The organism is Xanthomonas arboricola pv. guizotiae (assembly GCF_002940205.1).
GTDB classification, from domain to species: Bacteria; Pseudomonadota; Gammaproteobacteria; order Xanthomonadales; family Xanthomonadaceae; genus Xanthomonas; species Xanthomonas arboricola_C.
Genome location: NZ_MDSK01000013.1, coordinates 17198 through 35122, shown reverse-complemented (window position 1 = coordinate 35122; position 17925 = coordinate 17198). Strand labels below are relative to the sequence as shown.

The 17925-nt window shown below is 66.9% G+C and carries 13 protein-coding genes and 2 pseudogenes; 7 read left to right on the top strand and 8 right to left on the bottom strand.

All coding sequences use genetic code 11. The features are described 5' to 3' along the window. Positions 1-77 precede the first annotated feature (77 nt). Positions 78-697: pseudogene (locus tag XarbCFBP7408_RS09885) on the top strand (DNA-3-methyladenine glycosylase). On the opposite strand, the gene XarbCFBP7408_RS09880 reads toward XarbCFBP7408_RS09885, so the two are convergent. Next, positions 637-5031, bottom strand: a complete 4395-nt coding sequence (locus XarbCFBP7408_RS09880) for a DEAD/DEAH box helicase (RefSeq protein ID WP_104562807.1) — start codon at positions 5029-5031, stop codon at positions 637-639. The pseudogene XarbCFBP7408_RS09885 and the gene XarbCFBP7408_RS09880 sit on opposite strands and share 61 nt — an antisense overlap. Positions 5032-5409: 378 nt before the next feature. On the opposite strand from XarbCFBP7408_RS09880, the gene XarbCFBP7408_RS09875 reads away from it, so the two are divergent. Continuing rightward, positions 5410-5790 carry a DUF3301 domain-containing protein gene (locus tag XarbCFBP7408_RS09875; RefSeq protein ID WP_181106567.1) on the top strand — a complete coding sequence of 127 codons (381 nt, stop codon included), beginning with the start codon at positions 5410-5412 and terminating at the stop codon, positions 5788-5790. 202 nt (positions 5791-5992) lie between these two features. Here the strand turns inward: XarbCFBP7408_RS09875 and XarbCFBP7408_RS09870 are convergent, their stop codons facing one another. The 7 genes and pseudogenes from XarbCFBP7408_RS09870 to XarbCFBP7408_RS09840 all read right to left on the bottom strand — a co-directional run bounded on the left by XarbCFBP7408_RS09870 (position 5993) and on the right by XarbCFBP7408_RS09840 (position 12580). After that, a complete protein-coding gene (locus XarbCFBP7408_RS09870; protein WP_104562805.1) occupies positions 5993-6433 on the bottom strand; it encodes a ClpXP protease specificity-enhancing factor in 441 nt (146 codons plus the stop codon). A 78-nt stretch (positions 6434-6511) separates the two neighbouring features. Further along, on the bottom strand, positions 6512-7147 hold the full coding sequence (locus XarbCFBP7408_RS09865) for a glutathione S-transferase N-terminal domain-containing protein (RefSeq protein WP_024939278.1): 636 nt from the start codon (positions 7145-7147) through the stop codon (positions 6512-6514). A gap of 387 nt (positions 7148-7534) precedes the next feature. Continuing rightward, positions 7535-8293, bottom strand: a complete 759-nt coding sequence (locus tag XarbCFBP7408_RS09860) for a cytochrome c1 (RefSeq protein WP_181106559.1) — start codon at positions 8291-8293, stop codon at positions 7535-7537. Continuing rightward, positions 8286-9545, bottom strand: a complete 1260-nt coding sequence (locus XarbCFBP7408_RS09855) for a cytochrome b (RefSeq protein ID WP_104562803.1) — start codon at positions 9543-9545, stop codon at positions 8286-8288. Before XarbCFBP7408_RS09855 ends, XarbCFBP7408_RS09860 begins: the two co-directional genes overlap by 8 nt. Continuing rightward, positions 9545-10189 (bottom strand): ubiquinol-cytochrome c reductase iron-sulfur subunit, encoded by a 645-nt coding sequence (gene petA, locus XarbCFBP7408_RS09850; RefSeq protein WP_104562802.1) that lies wholly within the window; start codon positions 10187-10189, stop codon positions 9545-9547. Before petA ends, XarbCFBP7408_RS09855 begins: the two co-directional genes overlap by 1 nt. Positions 10190-10565: 376 nt before the next feature. Continuing rightward, positions 10566-11555 carry a lytic transglycosylase domain-containing protein gene (locus tag XarbCFBP7408_RS09845; protein ID WP_104562801.1) on the bottom strand — a complete coding sequence of 330 codons (990 nt, stop codon included), beginning with the start codon at positions 11553-11555 and terminating at the stop codon, positions 10566-10568. 49 nt (positions 11556-11604) lie between these two features. Further along, positions 11605-12580 (bottom strand): annotated as a pseudogene (locus tag XarbCFBP7408_RS09840) (helix-turn-helix transcriptional regulator). A 109-nt stretch (positions 12581-12689) separates the two neighbouring features. Between XarbCFBP7408_RS09840 and XarbCFBP7408_RS09835 the strand changes: the two are divergent. The 5 genes from XarbCFBP7408_RS09835 (at position 12690) to XarbCFBP7408_RS09815 (ending at position 17849) form a co-directional block, all read left to right on the top strand. Continuing rightward, positions 12690-13331, top strand: a complete 642-nt coding sequence (locus XarbCFBP7408_RS09835) for a glutathione S-transferase family protein (protein ID WP_104562800.1) — start codon at positions 12690-12692, stop codon at positions 13329-13331. A gap of 38 nt (positions 13332-13369) precedes the next feature. Beyond that, positions 13370-14824 carry a tRNA (N6-isopentenyl adenosine(37)-C2)-methylthiotransferase MiaB gene (gene miaB / locus XarbCFBP7408_RS09830; protein WP_104562799.1) on the top strand — a complete coding sequence of 485 codons (1455 nt, stop codon included), beginning with the start codon at positions 13370-13372 and terminating at the stop codon, positions 14822-14824. Between the two features lie 767 nt (positions 14825-15591). Beyond that, the gene (locus tag XarbCFBP7408_RS09825) at positions 15592-16581 is read left to right on the top strand and encodes a PhoH family protein (RefSeq protein ID WP_104562863.1); all 990 of its coding nucleotides are present in this window, start codon (positions 15592-15594) and stop codon (positions 16579-16581) included. 264 nt (positions 16582-16845) lie between these two features. Then, positions 16846-17331 carry an rRNA maturation RNase YbeY gene (gene ybeY / locus XarbCFBP7408_RS09820; RefSeq protein ID WP_104562798.1) on the top strand — a complete coding sequence of 162 codons (486 nt, stop codon included), beginning with the start codon at positions 16846-16848 and terminating at the stop codon, positions 17329-17331. Continuing rightward, positions 17331-17849: a hypothetical protein gene (locus XarbCFBP7408_RS09815; protein WP_104562797.1), complete on the top strand. Its 519-nt coding sequence runs from the start codon at positions 17331-17333 to the stop codon at positions 17847-17849. Before ybeY ends, XarbCFBP7408_RS09815 begins: the two co-directional genes overlap by 1 nt. The last annotated feature ends 76 nt before the right edge of the window (positions 17850-17925 follow it).

The following is a 17925-nucleotide window of genomic DNA, read 5'->3' as shown; positions in this document are numbered from 1 at the left end:
AAAATCCCTACCCCTGGTCCCTGCCATGTCCGGGACAGTCCGCAGGGACATCTCGACTGCGCGGTTAGGCTTGGCGCATGTCGTCACACGCACTTCCACGCAGCTTCTATGCGCACGATGCCCGCCAGGTCGCGCCGCGCTTGCTCAACAAGGTAGTGGTCAGCGCGGACGGACGCCGCGGCCGCATCACCGAGGTCGAGGCGTATTGCGGCAGCGAAGATCCGGCCGCGCATTCGTTTCGCGGCATGACCCCGCGCACGCAGGTGATGTTCGGCGCACCGGGGCATCTGTATGTGTCTCATCTACGGCATGCACTGGGCGATCAACGCGGTGTGCGGTGGTGCGCCCGGGCACGCGGTGCTGATCCGCGCGCTCGAACCGCTGGCCGGGATCGCCGCCATGCAGGCCGCGCGCAACGCCGCTGCACTCAAGAGCTTGACCACCGGCCCTGGCCGCCTGGCCCAGGCATTCGGGGTGAGCGCGACGGACAAACGGGCTGGACCGGACCGACCCCGGCGCACGCCTGTGGATCGAGGACGACGGCCTGCCGCCACCCTCCGCAGCGCCGGCGACGCCGCGCATCGGCATCCGCAAGGCGGTGGATGCGCGGTGGCGCTGGGTAGTGCCGGACACTCCCTATCTGTCGCGTCCGCTGCCGCGCGCGACCGGCGCACGCGCGGTGCTGCCGGGCGACTGAGCCAGCCATTGCTCCATCGGCGTCTGCGCGGCGGCGCCCGGCCCACGCTGCAGCAGGCGCAGGGCCTGTCCGGCCTGTTCGTCGCTCAAGTCCTGCAGCGGCTGGAAGCGATCTGCCACCCACACCGCCATCGGCAGGCCATCCAGATACGCCACGCGATTGCCCGGCACGCGCGCCACGCGCTCGCCCGGCAGGACACTGCCCAACAGATTGCTCGGGTCACTCGCACTGACACACACCCACTGTTGCGGCAAGGCCTGCGCACGCACGCGGCGCAGTGCCGCGATCGCATCCGGCAACGCGAACTGCTCACCGGACAGCCCGGCGATGAAACGCCCGCCACGGATCTCGCCACGCGCTTCCAGCCGCTGATACATGCGCAGCAACTCGCGCCACGGCGGCAACCACGCCGCCTCGCGCTCCAGCAGCCGCCAGCAGACCACGCCGTAGCGCCGCAACAAGGTATGCGCCACATGTTCGAGCATGTCCTGGTGGCGCTCGCCGGCTTCGGCCAGCGGCAGCTCCGGCAGCGCGCGTACCGGCGCCCAGCGGCCGGCATCGCGAATGCCCAGCGCGCTGGCGCGGCGCCGGTGGCGCGACAGCGCCGAGGGACGCTTGGAGGCCGGCACCAGCAGCGCGCGCAGCCCGGCATAGCTGTCGCAATGCGCACGCCCGCGCATCACCAGTTCGCTCAGGGCATCTTCCAGCTCGGTGCTCATCAGGCGGGCCGCATCGGCAATCTCGTCGAAGAACAAGGCGCCCTGCTGCTGCAGCACCTCCGCCACCCGTTGCGCGCGCGAGCCCAGTGGCGCATCGTCGGCATCGCGTGCCAGGCCGCTCCAGCGCTGCGCCTCGCGACGCGGCAGCAACAGGATCGGCGTGCTGCGCAACGCGGCACCGCTGCGGCCACCACCGGGCCGCAGCCGCGCCCACACGGTGCGCCCGGCGGTGCACAGCTCGTCCAGCCAGGCCGGTTGATAGTCGCGCACGCGTGCCGGCAGCAGCTCGCTCTCCCACAGCACTGCGGGCGCCTCGAAGCCTTCCAGCTGCCCGACCACGCCGGCCAGTGCATCCGGCCCCGCCACCCGGCTGGCACCGTCGAGGTGCTGCCACTCGAACAGGAACCGCGCGTAATCGCTTTGCGCCACCGGCTCGATCTCGCGGCGCAACCGTCCCAGGGTATAGCGATGGATGCGCGCCAGCAGATGGCGTTCGCACCATTCTTCCGCCTGCGCCTGCGCGTTGAAATGGCCGGCCATGACATAGCCCTCGCGCTGCAGGGCGGCCAGGGCAAGCACGATCTCGGACTCGGGCAAACGCAAGGCGCCGGCCAAGGCCGGCACCTGCGCCGGGCCGACCGCAGACAGGCGGCCGCGCAGCAGTTCGCGCACGGCCCAGTCGCGCTGCCAGTCGGCAACCCGGCAATCTGCCGGCGCCTGTAGCGGCGGTAGCGCAACGGCGTGCGGATACAGCGGCGCAAACCAGTCGATGCGCTCTGCACTGATCCATAGCGCGGGCGCACCGTCGAACGCCAGACAGCTGGCACGCCCATCGCCCGCGAGTGCAGCCAGCCAGGCCTGCCAGTGCGCATCGCCCGCTTCATCGAGCGGAAGCACGCCGAGCCCGACCAATGCTTCGTGCATTTCTTCGGCATCGCGCGGTTGCGGCCAGGCCTGTTCGCGCACCGAGGCGATCGCCTCGGGATCGAGCTGCCCCAGGTCGTCGCTGCTCTGCGGGGTGTAGCGACGGCTTTGCACGGCCTGGGTGCGGCGTTCTTCCAGCGGTGCATCGTCCAGGAATGCGTACGGCCGCGCAGTCAAGGCTTCGGCCGCCAGCGGCGACGGTGCCGCCAGATCGCGCGCCACCAACGTGATCGCCCCAGACTCCAGCGCGCGCAGCACCTGCAACCAGCCCTCGCTGTCCATGGACTGATGCAGGCAGTCTTCCAGTGTCTGCGCCACCAACGGATGATCCGGCACCTCGCGCTCGCCGACCAGATTCTCCGCGCAGGCGACCTGATCGGGGAACACGGTCGCCAGCAGATCCTCCGACTTCATCCGTTGCAGTTGCGGCGCGACCTTGTTGCCACCGGCAAAGCGCGGCAGCGCCATCGCATTGGTCGCATTCCAGCGCCAGCGCACGCCGAACAGCGGCGCATCCAGCAAGGCCTGGATCAACACATGCTCGGCCGATGACGAATGCAGGTAGCGCGCCACCTCCTCCAGGGCAAAACTATGGCTGGTGGACAGCGACAACACGATCGCATCCTCGGTCGCGGCGGCCTGCAGTTCGAAGTTGAAGGTGCGGCAGAAGCGCTTGCGCAACGCCAGCCCCCAGGCACGATTGATGCGGCTGCCGTACGGCGAGTGGATCACCAGCTGGGTGCCGCCGCTGGCATCGAAGAAGCGCTCCATCACCAGGCACTGCTGGGTCGGCATCGCGCCCAGCGCGGTGCAGGCATGGGCGAGATAGTCGACCAGCTGGCGTGCCGCTTCCACCGAAAGATCCAGTGCGGTGTGCAGCCAGTCGCAGGCCGCCTGATGTGGCGGACTCTGCAGCCGCAGCGCGATCTCGCCGCGCAAACGCGATACCGCCGCCGACAATTCGTCGCTGCGGCCGGGCGCCTCGCCCAGCCAGAACGGGATATTCGGCGGCGCGCCCTTGGCGTCTTCCACCCGTACGCGCCCCGCATCCACGCGCAGGATGCGATAGCTGGCATTGCCGAGCTGGAACACATCGCCGGTAAGACTCTCGACCGCGAAATCCTCGTTCACCGTGCCGATCTTTTCGGCCTGCGGCTCCAGCACCACGCTGTAGTCGCCGGTTTCGGGGATGGTGCCGCCGGAGGTCAGCGCGGTCATGCGGGCGCCGCGGCGCGCATGCAGGCGCCGATGCACCGCATCGCGATGCAGGTAGCCTGCACGCGGCCCGAGCCGTGTGCTGAAGCCGTCGCACAACATGCGCACCACGTCATCGAAGCTCGCGCGACTCAGCTGCGCGAACGGCCAGGCGCGACGCACCAAGGCGAACAGCGCATCTTCGTCCCAGTCCTCGCAGGCGGCCTCGGCCACGATCTGTTGTGCAAGCACATCGATGGGCGCCAGCGGAATGCGCAAGGCGTCCAGCTCACCGCGGCGCACGCTGTCCAGCAGCGCAGCGCATTCGACCAGCTCGTCGCGGGTCTGCGGAAACAGGCGTGCCTTCGGCGTGCCGCCGACCGCATGCCCGGAGCGTCCGGCACGCTGCAGGAAGGTGGCGATCGAGCGCGGCGAACCGAGCTGGCAGACCAGGTCCACATCGCCGATATCCAGGCCCAGTTCCAGCGATGCGGTGGCCACCAGCACGGTGAGGTCACCGGCCTTGAGTCGCTGCTCCGCCAGCAGCCGCGTTTCGCGCGACAGGCTGCCGTGGTGCGCGGCGACGCGCTGCTTGCCGAGCAGGTCGCCAAGATGGCGCGCAGCGCGCTCGGCCATGCGCCGCGTGTTGACGAACACCAGCGTGGTGCGATGCTGCTGCGCGAGCGTGGCGACATCGGCATACACCTGCAGCCACTGATCGTTGGACATCACCACGCTCAACGGCGTCGGCGGCAGGGCCAGGGCCAGATCACGCCTGCGGGTGTAGCCGATATCGACGATCTCGCACTGCGGCGGCTGGCCGGCATCGCCCGCCCCGACCAGGAACTGCGCCACGGTCTCGATTGGCTTCTGCGTGGCCGACAGCCCGACGCGCGTGACCGGGCGCTCGGCCAGCCGCTGCAATCGCTCCAGGGTCAGCGCCAAGTGACTACCGCGCTTGTCCGCCGCCACCGCATGGATCTCATCGACGATGACGGTGCGCACATGCCGCAGCGCAGTGCGCCCGGAGGCCGAGCCCAGCAGCACATACAGCGACTCCGGCGTGGTCACCAGGATATGCGGCGGCGTGCGGCGCGCCTGTGCGCGCTCGCGTTGCGGGGTGTCGCCGGTACGCACCGCCGTGCGCACCGCCACGTCCGGCAGACCGCTCGCGACCAGCGCCGTGCGGATGCCCTGCAACGGCGCATCCAGATTGAGGTGGATGTCGTTGGACAGCGCCTTCAGCGGCGACACGTAGACCACGCGGGTTTCGTCCGGCAGCGCACCGCCGTCGGCCAGGCCGTCGCGGATCAACGCATCGATGGCCGCGAAGAACGCGGTCAGCGTCTTGCCCGAGCCGGTCGGCGCGGCCACCAGCGTGTGGCGCCCGGCCTGGATCGCCGGCCACGCGGCAATCTGCGCCGGCGTGGGCGCAGCGAAGGTCTGCGCGAACCACGCAGCCACGACAGGATGGAACTGCTGCAGGACAGGATGCATAGGCGATGCCGCAGGCCGCGACGCCAGGCCAGGCCAGGCCAGGGACAGCGGCGTGTGGATTCAACGGGGCGGAGTCCAATGGATGGGGTTGCGCTGCGCCCGATACAAGCCGAGCGCAGGAATGGCGGTGAATGGTTAAAACGGCTGTCGGCCTGACCGCACAGCGACCAGACTGACGCGTCCGGTGCGCCGACTCGACCTGCTGCAACCTTCCCGTCAACTCCAGTTCGACCGGGCGCGATGCCGAGCACTCGCGCGACGTGACGACAGCCGTTGCTGGTGCAGCGAAGGGCTGCCTGCACGAGCGGCAGATGCCGGCCGGCGCATCGGGTCACCAGCCATCAGCCATCAGCGCAACGCTGCGGCCCGGCGCGACGATTGTCGATCGGGCGCAGGCCATGGCACATTGACGCCATGCCCAGCCTTATTCTCTTCATGATTGCCGGCGCCGCGCTGTACGCGTTCTGGAACTCCTCGCGCGCGGCGGCCGAACGTGCCGATATCCTCGGCCGCAATGCCTGCCGCGCCGCCGATGTGCAATGGCTGGACCAGAGCGTGCATTCCACCAATCTCCGCATCTGCCGCAAGCCCAATGGCTGGCTGGGCTTCGAGCGGACGTTCCGGTTCGAGTACTCCTACGATGGCATCGACCGTCATAGCGGCCGCCTGGTGCTGCGTGGCGATCAGTTGATTGCCTTCACCGGACCGCAGGTGGCCACGGCGACGCCGTTGAGCCCGGACCATCAGCGCCTGAACTGAGCGCAATTGCATCGATGTAGGCGTGTGCAGGCACCTGGCCTGCATGCAGCGCCGTACGACCGAAGATCAGCGTTGCTGCCGCCTATCCGCAACGCCGATGCACACATGCAGCGGCGTGTACGGGTGGAAAATACACGGGCGATGCACGCGGCACGCCCATGCCGCAACAACGCACGGAAGCGCGGTGCGCGCCCGCTCGTGCTTACTTGACCACGCGCAGATGCGGACGCTTGCCCGCGCTCGGCGGCTCGTCCGGCGTGGGCGCGCTTGGCGGCGGTGCACCCGGATCCGGCGGCTCGGTACTGGTGCCGGGAATATCGTCCGGCAAGGCCATGCCCTGCCCGGTCTCGCGCGCATACACCGCCAGGACCGCGGCCATCGGCACCATCACCGGATAACTGACGCCGCCAAAGCGCGCGGTGAACTGCACGCTTTCGTTGTCGACCTGCAGCCCGACCACCGCGCGCTCGGCGATGTTCAGCACCACACGGCCGTCCTTGACGGCACTGGCAGGCACCTGCACGCCAGGCAGCCCTGCGTCCACCAGCACGTGCGGGGTCATGCCGTTGTCGTTGATCCAGTCGACCAAGGCCCGCAGCAGGTACGGGCGATGGCTGGTCATGCGGGGGAAATCTTCGCTCATGACGTCATTTTACCCGCACACGGCCCGCAGCGGCGGCTGCGCGTTGGGGCGTCGGTCTGTTGGCATACAGCCGTCGCATCAGCCCGGCAGGTCGCGCAGTTTCTTTTCCTGATCGGTCAGGCTGCGGATGAAGCCGGGATTGCGGAAGATCCGGTTGCCGTAGTCCTCGATCGCCTTGCCATCCTTGGGCAGGCCGATCTCCAACGCGTCCAGTCGCCAGATGATCGGCGCCATCGCGCAATCGGCCAGACTCATTTCCGGATTGAGGAAGAACTTGCTGGCCTTGAACAGCGGCACCGACGCGGTGAGCAGTTCCTTCAGGCGCTTGCGGCCGGCCTCGGCCTGGGTCTTGTTGCCGAGCTGGATGGCCTGCACCTGCGGCACCCAGTCGTGCTCGATCCGCAGCATCGCCAGACGCAGACGCGCGCGCGAGAGCGGATCGACCGGCATCAACGGCGGATGCGGGTAGCGCTCGTCCAGGTATTCGCTGACCACCGAGGCCGCGTATAGCACCAGGTCGCGTTCGACCAGGGTCGGGACCGAATGGTAGGGATTGAGATCGATCAGATCTTCAGGGGGATTTTGCGGGTCGACCGGCACCAGATCGTAGGTCACCCCTTTCGCCGCCAGGACCAGACGGACCCGGTGGCACAACACGTCGTCGTTGGACGAAAACAAAGTCAAGGTATTCCGCATACGCACACTCGTCGCCATTCAAGGCTCTCCGACGACCGGAATCCGCCGGCCGCATCGGCGCGGCCGGCCCAACGCCGACCGTCACCACGGTCCTTCGAGTGTGCAATCACGTCACGCAAAAGCCAAGAGTGATAGGGCCGATTAATGCCCGGACAGGCCGCTTGTTGCGCCGAGATGCAGCTGCCGGTCACGTGCGCGCATGGCGACGGCGCGACTGCCGGTGCACGACACCGGATGCGGCAGAGGTGAGTGGTCGTCAACCGACGCGTTGATTGCTTGCCGACGCTCACCGCGATCCCTCTCCCGCGGGAAGAGGGGCTCAGCGGTGGTTGTGCTGCAGCCATTGCATTGTTTGCGCATGCATGGCCGATGCGCTCCGCAGCCGATGACCGGCCTGCAGATCGGTCAATGCACGTCCTTCCAGTATTCCTTCTTCAACAGGTAGGCCATGAAGGTGAGCAAGGCCAGGAACAGGATCACCCACACGCCCATGCTCTGCCGCTTCAAGGCCGCCGGTTCGCCGGCGTATTCGAGGAAGTTGGCGATATCGCGCACGGTCTGATCGAACTCGACCGGCGTCTGTCGCCCTGGCTGAGCGAGTTTGAGCGCCTGCACCGGCTTGTCGCCGGTCGCCTTGTCGGGCGGACCGAACTGCGCCTGCTGCAGGCCCTGCAGCTCCCACAGCGGGTTGGGCATGGAAGCGTTCGGAAACAGCTGGTTGTTCCAGCCCAGCGGGCGGGTCTGATCCAGGTAGAACGACTTGAGGTAGGTATAGACCCAGTCGGTGCCACGCACGCGGGCGATCAAGGTCAGATCCGGCGGCGCCTTGCCGAACCATTTGGTCGCCGCATCGTGCGGCATGGTGCCTTCGATGTGTTCGCCGATCTTGGCGCCGGTGAAGTTGAGGTTGGTCATGACCTCTTCTTCGCTCAGTCCCAGATCGCTGGCCATGCGCGAATAGCGCAGGTACTTCAGCGAGTGGCAGCCGGAGCAGTAGTTCATGAACAACTGCGCGCCACGCTGCAGCGAGGCGCGGTCGCTCAGGTCGTTGCCGGCCTGCTGCACCTTTCCGCCTTCGGCTGCCAGCGCCCCTGCGGCCAGGGTCAGCCCGCACAGCAGGGCGACCACGCGCGACCTCCATGACCTCACGTTGGAATTAGTCATGGGTGGTCACCCGCTCCGGCACCGGCTTGGTCTTGTCCAGCCGCGTCCACACCGGCATGGTGATGAAGAAGGCGAAATACAGGAAGGTCAGCACGCGCCCGACATAGGTTTCGTGCGCGTCGGTGCCAGGACCGGAGCCGATCACGCCCAGCCACACGAAGCACACCACCAGCACGCCGAGCGCGCCCCTGGAGATCCAGCCGCGGTAGCGGATCGAGCGCACCTTGGCCCGATCCAGCCATGGCACCAGGAACAGGATCGCGATGGCCGAGAACATCACCAGCACGCCGCCGAGCTTGTTGGGGACCACCCGCAACATCGCGTAGTACGGCGTGTAGTACCAGACCGGCTTGATGTGCTCCGGGGTCACCAGGCGATTGGCCTCGGTGAAGTTGTCGTGCTCCAGGAACAAACCGCCGAACGCCGGCGCGAAGAAGATGATGAAGGCCGCGATCAGCAGCAAAAAGCCGACCCCGACCAGATCCTTGACCGTGTAATACGGATGGAACGGGATGCCGTCGGCCGGCTTGTGCGCGTCCCAGCGGTTGCCCTTCGGCCCCTTCTTGATCTCCACGCCGTCGGGATTGTTGGAGCCCACTTCGTGCAGCGCGCCGATGTGCAGCACGATCAGCAGCAACAGCACCAATGGCAGTGCGATCACGTGCAGCGCGAAGAAGCGGTTGAGCGTGGCATCGCCGGGCAGATAGTCGCCCATGATCCATTCGGTCAGCCCGTTGCCGATCACCGGGATGGCGCCGAACAGCGAGATGATCACCTTCGCGCCCCAGAACGACATCTGTCCCCACGGCAGCACGTAGCCCATGAAGGCTTCGGCCATCAGCACCAGGTAGATCAGCATGCCGAGAATCCACACCAGCTCGCGCGGCTTCTGGTAGCTGCCGTACATCAGCCCGCGGAACATGTGCAGATACACCACGATGAAGAACAGCGAGGCGCCGGTGCTGTGCATGTAGCGGATCAGCCAGCCCCACTCCACGTCGCGCATGATGTATTCAATCGAGGCGAACGCATCGGCCGCGCTGGTCTTGTAGTGCATCGTCAGGAAGATGCCGGTGACGATCTGGTTGACCAGCACCACGATGGCCAGCGAGCCGAAGTAGTACCACAGGTTGAAGTTCTTCGGCGCGTAGTACTCGCTGACGTGCTTGCGGTACATGGGCATCAGCCCGGGCGCGCGTTCGTTGACCCAATCGAACACACCGTTGGCGGTACGGACCAGGATATTGCTCATCAGGCAGCCCCTGTGCTGTTGGCCGACGTCCCGGCAGCGTCGGGATCGACGCCGATCACCAGGGTGTTGTCGTCCACATAGTGGTGTGGGGGCACCAGCAGATTGATCGGTGCCGGCACGCCGTCGAAGACGCGGCCGGACATGTCGAAGCGCGACTTGTGGCAGGGGCAGAAGTAGCCGCCCTTCCACTGCGGGTCGTAGGGCTCGGGGCGAATCTCGGCGACCATCTCCGGCGAGCAACCCAGATGCGTGCACAGCCCGACCAGCACCGAAATATCGGACTTGATCGAGCGGTACTCGGGGTTCTTCAGTACGTAGTCCGGCTGCTGGTCCTTGTTCTCGGACTTGGGATCCTTGAGCCGGTCATCCAGCGATGGCAGTGCGTCGAGCATTGCCTTGGAGCGCTTGACGATCCAGATCGGCTGACCGCGCCATTCCAGAACCAGCCGTTGCCCTTCCTGCAAGGCGCTGATGTCGGCGGTCACCGGGGCACCGGCCAACTTGGCGCGTGCGCTGGGATTCCACGACTTCACGAACGGAACTGCGACGAATCCTGCTCCGACCGCACCGACCACGGCCGTTGTCGCGGTCAAAAACCGACGACGCCCGACATCAGCAGGTGCGTTAACCCCATCGTTGGCCATCCGGCTCTCCGATCTTGATTAGGTAGCGTGAGGCTGCCAACGGCTGGCGGGGGGTCCAGCCGCGATGAATCGCCCGCAGTGTAGCGGAACGCTTAATGCACAGACAACGCAATGTACGCAGTCGGACTGGCGCAGTGCAAACACTGGATGCGGGCACGCGTCGACCGCATCACGCGCCAGCCCTGCACAAGGCCGACAGCTGTGACCCAGTGCTGACAAAAAACACCGCGCCAGTTGCAGACATGCTGCGCGTTGGCTGCACTATCGCGCCGGTGCGATGGCGGCCTGCGCGGCCTGGTGGCCGCATGACGCCCGTCTCGGCTGGCGACTGTCAAAGCAGGCCGCAGTGCACGCAAATGCGTGCAAAGCACCCGGCTCAGTGGGCCGCCGTGGTCTGCCCGCGATAGCGCCCGGCCAGCACCCCGACGCGTTGGACGTAGCGCTGGGTCTCGCTGTAAGGCGGCACGCCACCGTAGCGATCCACCGCGCCCTCGCCCGCGTTGTAGCCGGCAGCGGCGAGCGTGAGATCGCCATTGAAGCGCTTCAGCAACCACGAAAGATAGTGCACGCCACCGCGAATATTTTGCGTTGCATCATAGGCATCGCTGACGCCGAAGCGGCGCGCGGTGCCGGGCATCAACTGCATCAGCCCCTGCGCGCCGGCCCGACTCAGTGCCAGCGGGTTGTAGGCCGACTCGGCGTGGATGATCGCGCGCACGATCGCTTCCTCGACCCCGAACTCGCGCGCGGCCGCGGTGATTTCCTGCTGGTAGGCATTGGTGTTGAGCCGGATCGCGCCGAAATTGACGCCCGGCTTGGCCGCACAGGCATAACAGGTCTCGATGAAGCTGTAATGGATGGTGCGCAGGCCTTCGATGCTGGCGACCTGACGCGGGCGCGCACTGGTGTAGTGACGCACGCCGTCCTTCATATACGAATAGACCTGCCCGCTGACCACCCGGCGCGGATTGAGCACCGCGGCGGCGGGCGCCTGCACGAGCGAGGTTTCCGACATCGGCAGCGCGCGCGGCGTCACCGCCGAGGCGACCTCGGCAGCGCGAGGTGGCGCCTGGCCAACCGGCTGACTGATGATCGTGGCCGGCGCGCCACTGTCGATCGAGGTACTGGCGCGCGCCGGGCCGGCGACCATGCCTTGCGCCGGGCGAGCCATGGCCGGTGGCGTGCGGCGCGCGGATCGCTCCGGGGTATAGCTGCTGATGACGCTGCAGGTGGCGCCACTCTGGCGCTTGCTCAGGTAGCTGGTGATCCCGTCGCCGCCGACACACTTGTACAAGGTGCCGGCGCTGGCCGGCGCTGCCGGCAACGTGACGAGTAACAGCCCCAGCAATCTTGACATCCCCTTCATGCGGCGGAGTGTCCCAGCTTGGCCGGGGCTTGCCAAGTGGCCGCCGCGGTTATCCGGGCAGCGGCTCCAGCCGCGTCCGCAACGCGTTCAGCGCCTGGGCCAGGGGCAAGCGCACGGCATCCGGGGAGATCGCATCGAACGGCAGATCGAGCAGCAGCAGGTTGGCCGCCAGCGCCGGCATGCTCGGCGCACCCAGGCCCAGCCAGCAATGCGCCGGCCCGTCGGCTTCCAGCGCACCCAGCCAGGGCGGGATGCGCGCGGCGAGTGACTCCAGCGTGCCGTGCAGGCGTACCCGGGCCCGGCACGGGAACGGCGACTCGCCGATCGCCTTGCGCAGCAGTTGCAGCGGCTCCTCCGGCAATGCGCGGGCGGCGAATTGCGCGCCGGTCGTCTCGGCCCGGTCGATGCGGTCGATGCGGTCGGCGCGCAAGGTGCGCCAGTCCTGGCGCTCGCAATCCCAGGCCAGCAGATACCAGCGCCGCCCGTAATTCACCAGCAGGGCCGGCTCGACGCAGCGCGTGATCGGTGCACCGGAGTGGCGGCGATAGTCCAGCCGCAGCGTGACCCGGTCGCGGCAGGCGCTGGTCAACTGTGCGAGCAAGGCCGCATCGACCAGCGGTTCCGCCTCGGCAGCAGGCATGCTGACCATGGCGGCATGCGCGGCACTGGCGCGCTGTCCGCTGCGTCGCGGCAGCAGCGGGTCCAACTTGGCCAGCACACGTGCGGCCGCGTCGTCCATGCCGCGCACGGTCGGGCGCGGCGGCACGCAAGGCGATCGCCACAGTCAGCGCTTCATCTTCTTCGAACAGCAACGGCAAGGCAGTCGCGCCCTGCCCTAATCGGTAACCGCCACCGCTGCCAGGCGCCGCGTGTACCGGGTAACCCAGTTCGCGCAGGCGCTCGATATCGCGCCGCAGACTGCGCGGATGGATGTCCAGCTGCCCGGCCAGCGCCACACCGGACCAGCTCCGGCCGCCTTGGAGCAGGGAGAGCAGACGCAACAGACGGGCAGCGGTGGAGGCCATCCCACCACCGTATTGCGGACATAAACTGTCCGCAAGCACTGCGTAAGATCGTCACAGGAATGACCCACCGCCTCGCTACCGCCGCGCTGCAGACACCCTGGAGACCGCAATGTCCGACGACCGCCACATCACCCTTTTCCACAATCCCCGCTCACGTTCGCGTGGGGTGTTGGTGCTGCTGGAAGAACTGGGCGCCAGCTACACCCTTCACCACATCAATCTGAGACAGGGGCAGCAGCGCAGCCCTGAATTCCTTGCGATCAACCCGATGGGCAAGGTCCCGACCATTGTTCATGGCACCAGCGTGGTCACCGAACAGAGCGCCATCTACCAGTATCTGGCCGAACTGTATCCGGAAGCCGGGCTATCGCCGGCGCCGGGCGATGCCGACCGTGGCGCCTACCTGCGCTGGCTGGCGTTCTACGGCTCGGCCTTCGAGCCGGCGATCATGGATCTTGCGCTCAAGCGCGAGGCCCCGTCACGCGCGCTCTCGCCTTACGCCAATGCCGACACCGTGCTGGCGGTGCTCTATGCGCAGCTGGCACAGGGCGATTACTTGCTGGGCGGGCGCTGCAGCGCAGCCGATGTGCTCTGGGGCAGCGCGCTGGCGTGGATGGTGGGATTCGGCCTGCTCGACCCGCCCGCCCCAACCCGCGCCTATATGGCCCGGATGGCCGCGCGCCAAGCGGTAGCGCGTGCCGATGCGGTCGACAACCCCGCCAGGGCGGACGCGGCTGGCGCAAGCGGGTAAACTGCGCGGCTATCTTCTACCCGCCTGGAATAAGCGCCATGCCCGGGACATCCGTTTCCGACCTGTCTGTGGCCACCGCCGTGGACGCACCCGCCCTGTTGCCGCTGCCGCTGGCCCGCCCGTCGGCGTCTGCCGTGGTGCGCGGCAAGCTCTACATCAAGACCCACGGGTGCCAGATGAACGAGTACGACTCGGCCAAGATGGCCGACGTGCTCGCCGCCTCCGAAGGCCTGGAGCTGACCGACAACCCGGAAGAAGCCGATGTGGTGCTGGTCAACACCTGCTCCATCCGCGAAAAGGCACAGGAAAAGGTGTTCAGCCAGTTGGGGCGCTGGAAGGCGCTGAAGGCCGGCGGCAAGCCGGTGATCATCGGCGTCGGCGGCTGCGTGGCGTCGCAGGAAGGCGACGCCATCGTCAAGCGCGCGCCCTATGTGGATCTGGTGTTCGGCCCGCAGACCCTGCATCGCCTGCCGGAGCTGATCCGCGCGCGGCGTGAATCGGGCAAGTCGCAGGTGGACATCAGCTTTCCGGAGATCGAGAAGTTCGACCGCCTGCCCGAGCCGCGTGCCGAGGGCCCGTCGGCGTTCGTGTCGATCATGGAAGGCTGCTCCAAATACTGCTCGTTCTGCGTGGTGCCCTACACCCGCGGCGAAGAAGTCAGCCGGCCGTTCGAAGACGTGCTGGTGGAAGTGGCGCAATTGGCAGCGCAAGGCGTGCGCGAGATCAACCTGCTCGGCCAGAACGTCAATGCGTATCGCGGTGCGTACGGCGCCGATGCCGGCGACGCGGCGCACTACGCCGATCTGGGCCTGTTGATCCGCACCATTGCGCAGATCGAGGGCATCGGCCGGATCCGCTTTACCACCTCGCATCCGTTGGAGTTTTCCGATTCGCTGGTGGATGCGTACCGCGACGTGCCGCAGCTGGCCAATTATCTGCATCTGCCGGTGCAGGCCGGCAGCGACCGCATCCTGTCGGCGATGAAGCGTGGCTACACCGCGCTGGAATTCAAGTCCAAGATCCGCAAGCTGCGCGCGGTGCGTCCGGATATCTCGATCAGCTCGGACTTCATCGTCGGTTTTCCCGGCGAGACCGAGGCCGACTTCGAGAAGACCATGAAACTGATCGAGGACGTGGGCTTCGATCAGAGCTTTTCGTTCGTGTATTCGCGTCGTCCCGGCACGCCGGCATCGGACCTGCAGGACGACACCCCGGAAGCCGTCAAACAGGCACGGCTCGCGCGTTTGCAGGCGCAGATCAACGCGCACGCCACGCGCATTTCGCAGTCCATGGTCGGCAGCGTGCAACGGGTGCTGGTGGAAGGCCCGTCGCGGCGCGATCCGAACGAATTGACCGGCAAGAGCGAGAACATGCGCCCGGTGAATTTCCCCGGCAATCCGCGCCTGATCGGGCAGTTCGTCGACGTGTTGATCACCGAGGCGATGAGCAATTCGCTGCGTGGTCTTGTCCAGGTGGACGACAGCGCAAGCTGATGCCGCATAGGTGCCGGGGCGCGTGGCGCCACGGCATGCATCGCGTCGTGCTGAGTAGAAGGTCGGCGTTGGTTGGTCACTACTTCCGTAGTGCTGCGGCCAGGCACGCGATGCTGCGTCTGCCTGCGATTGTTGTTGCGTTGCTTTGTGTAGCTGCCTGCGTGCATGGAACACGCTGGCACTGCCGTTGAGGTTATGCGCGTCATGCGTCGCACCTCGATCTTTTGTAGACACGCGACTTGCTTTCTCGTTGCCCCGCATTCGCCGGGTGGCGCTCGAGCGTCTGCGCGCGACTAAGCCGTGCCCGGTCTGCAGGCCGACAACAGCGGCGTCGATCGCTCGCACAGAGCGGGCATGGTCGTGATCGCGCACAGCAACGACATCAACTCCGCTCCACACACAGCGCGCAAGGCGAGTGATCAAAATTTCACCACTTTTCTGCAACACCTTGCGGCATAAGGCATGCGAGCACTTACCCACAGGCTTTGCCGGATTCGATCCACACCGCTTGTGGACAACCGCCGTCGCAGTGGTGATTTTTTCACCACGTCCCTGCCGGACCTTGTGCGAGTAAGCGTCACCATTTTTATCCACAGGTTAGTGATGCGTGACTCCACAGCGGTTGTGGAAAACCCGCGCACACCGACGGGAACCGGTCAGCACCACGCGCGTGCGGCAGCCGGGCGTGTTGGTGGGATCACACGCTGCGCGCTACCCTCGTCTGCCGCCCAACCGACCAGCGCATGCGTGCGCGGTCCGATCCGACCATGAACTCACCTGCACACCGCGACTTCACCCTGGAACCCGACGACACCGAGCGCCTGGCCAACCTGGCCGGCCCGTTCGACGCGCACCTGCGCCAGATCGAACTCAAGCTGGGCGTGGAGATCGCCAACCGCGGCAACGTCTTCCGCGTCACCGGCCCGGAGCCGGCGATCACCGCCGCGCAGACGCTGCTGACCGCCCTGTACGCGGAAGCCGCCTCCACCACCTTCGACAACCACGCCATCCACCTGCGCCTGAACGATGCCAACGTCGAGCAGGTGGTCGATCGTTCCTACGTGGCCCAGGACGTGGCGATCAAGGTCAAACGCGGCACCGTGCGTGGCCGCGGCGCCAACCAGGCCAAGTACCTGCACGCGATCGCCACGCACGACATCAATTTCGGCATCGGCCCGGCCGGTACCGGCAAGACCTTCCTGGCGGTGGCCAGCGCGGTGGAAGCCTTGAACGAATCGCGCGTACAGCGCCTGATCCTGGTGCGCCCGGCGGTGGAAGCCGGCGAGAAGCTGGGCTTTTTGCCTGGCGATCTCAGCCAGAAGGTGGACCCGTACCTGCGCCCGCTCTACGACGCGCTCTACGAAATGCTGGGCGTGGAAAAAGTGGTCAAGCTGCTGGAAAAGAACGTCATCGAGATCGCGCCGCTGGCCTATATGCGCGGCCGCACGCTCAACGATGCCTACGTGATCCTGGACGAAGCGCAGAACACCACCATCGAGCAGATGAAGATGTTCCTGACCCGGCTGGGCTTCGGCTCCACCGCGGTGGTCACCGGCGACCTGACCCAGATCGACCTGCCCAAGCACGTCAAGTCCGGCCTGCGCGACGCGATCGAGGTGCTGCGCGAGGTGGACGGCGCCAGCTTCACCTTCTTCGAAGCACGCGACGTGGTGCGCCACCCGCTGGTGCAGCGCATCGTCACTGCATATGAAAAGCGCGATCAGCAGGACGCTGCCGCCAAGCAACAGCCTGAGTGAGTCGGCGCCCGGTCAGCCTGATGCCGGCAGGCGTCTTCGTCGCCATGGCGTCGCTCGCTGCCACGCCGCCGCCGGCCATCCCGATCCTGGGCGGCCTGGCTGCGTGAATAGCCCGGCGTCGTTTCAAGCTTGAAGGCGCAGGACTACAATCGCGGCTGCGGGCGCGGCCCGATCGGCAGTTCGCGCTCCCGCATGGCCAACTGGCCTGCGCCGGTGCTGCCGATCACCTGCACGCGCTGACCCTCTGCCCAGGAAACTCTCGCCATGACCCGTGGACCTGTCCGCCTCGACGTCGCTGTCAGTTACGCGCTGCCGCGCGCCGGCCTGCCGTCGGCGGTGAGCTTTCGCAAGTGGGTGGCCGCTGCGTTGAATGGACGCATCCGCGAGGCCGACCTGGCGGTGCGGATTGTCGACGAGAAGGAAGGCTGCTCGCTCAACCATCATTACCGCGGCAAGGATTACGCCACCAATGTGCTGAGCTTCCCGGCCGAGCTGCCCGACGGCCTGCCCAAGGGCGTCAAGATGCCGCTGCTCGGCGATCTGGTGATCTGCGCGCCGGTGGTGGCGCGCGAGGCGGCCGAACAAGGCAAGTCGCTGGCCGCGCATTACGCCCATCTGACCGTGCACGGCACGCTGCACCTGCTCGGCTGGGACCACGAAGACGACAAGGAAGCCGATGCGATGGAGCAACTCGAACGCGAGATCCTGGCCGATCTCGGCATCGACGACCCCTACGCGGGAGAGCGCTGATGCGGGCCTGCATCGCGGGCGTGCTGCTGTTGCTGGCCTGCGCCAATGCCTGGGCGCAGACCGCGCCGGCACGCCCCGACCTGCCGGCCCTGATCGAATGCCGCCAGCGCATCGGCGACTTCAACGCGCTGGCGCCGGTGCTGGCCGACCCGCTCAAGGCGGTGGCGCTGGGCTGGACGCCGCTGGACCAGGCCAACCTGTTCATGACCGAGTACACGCTCAACACGCCGATCAGCGTGTTCGGCCACAGCACCACCCACATCGCGTTCTCCGGGGCCAGCGTCATGGCGCTGCTGGACCTGCCCGACCCGCGCCCGCTGGCCAGGCAGCTGAACCTGGAACTGGGCGTGGATAACGCCGACAAGGTCATGTACGGCCGCGAGCTGGTCAGCGAAGACACCACCAACCCCAAGACCGGCGAGGCGATGATCGAATCGATCGTGCTCAGCGTCTCCAACGTGACGTCGCATCCGGGCAAGACCGTGGTCGGCTGCGGCTACAGCCTGGACCTGCCCTGAGGCGCAGCGCCGGCGCCCGCCCCGTCCACAGCGCCTTAGCCGCTTCCTGTTAGACTGGCGGCTATCGCCTGGTGTG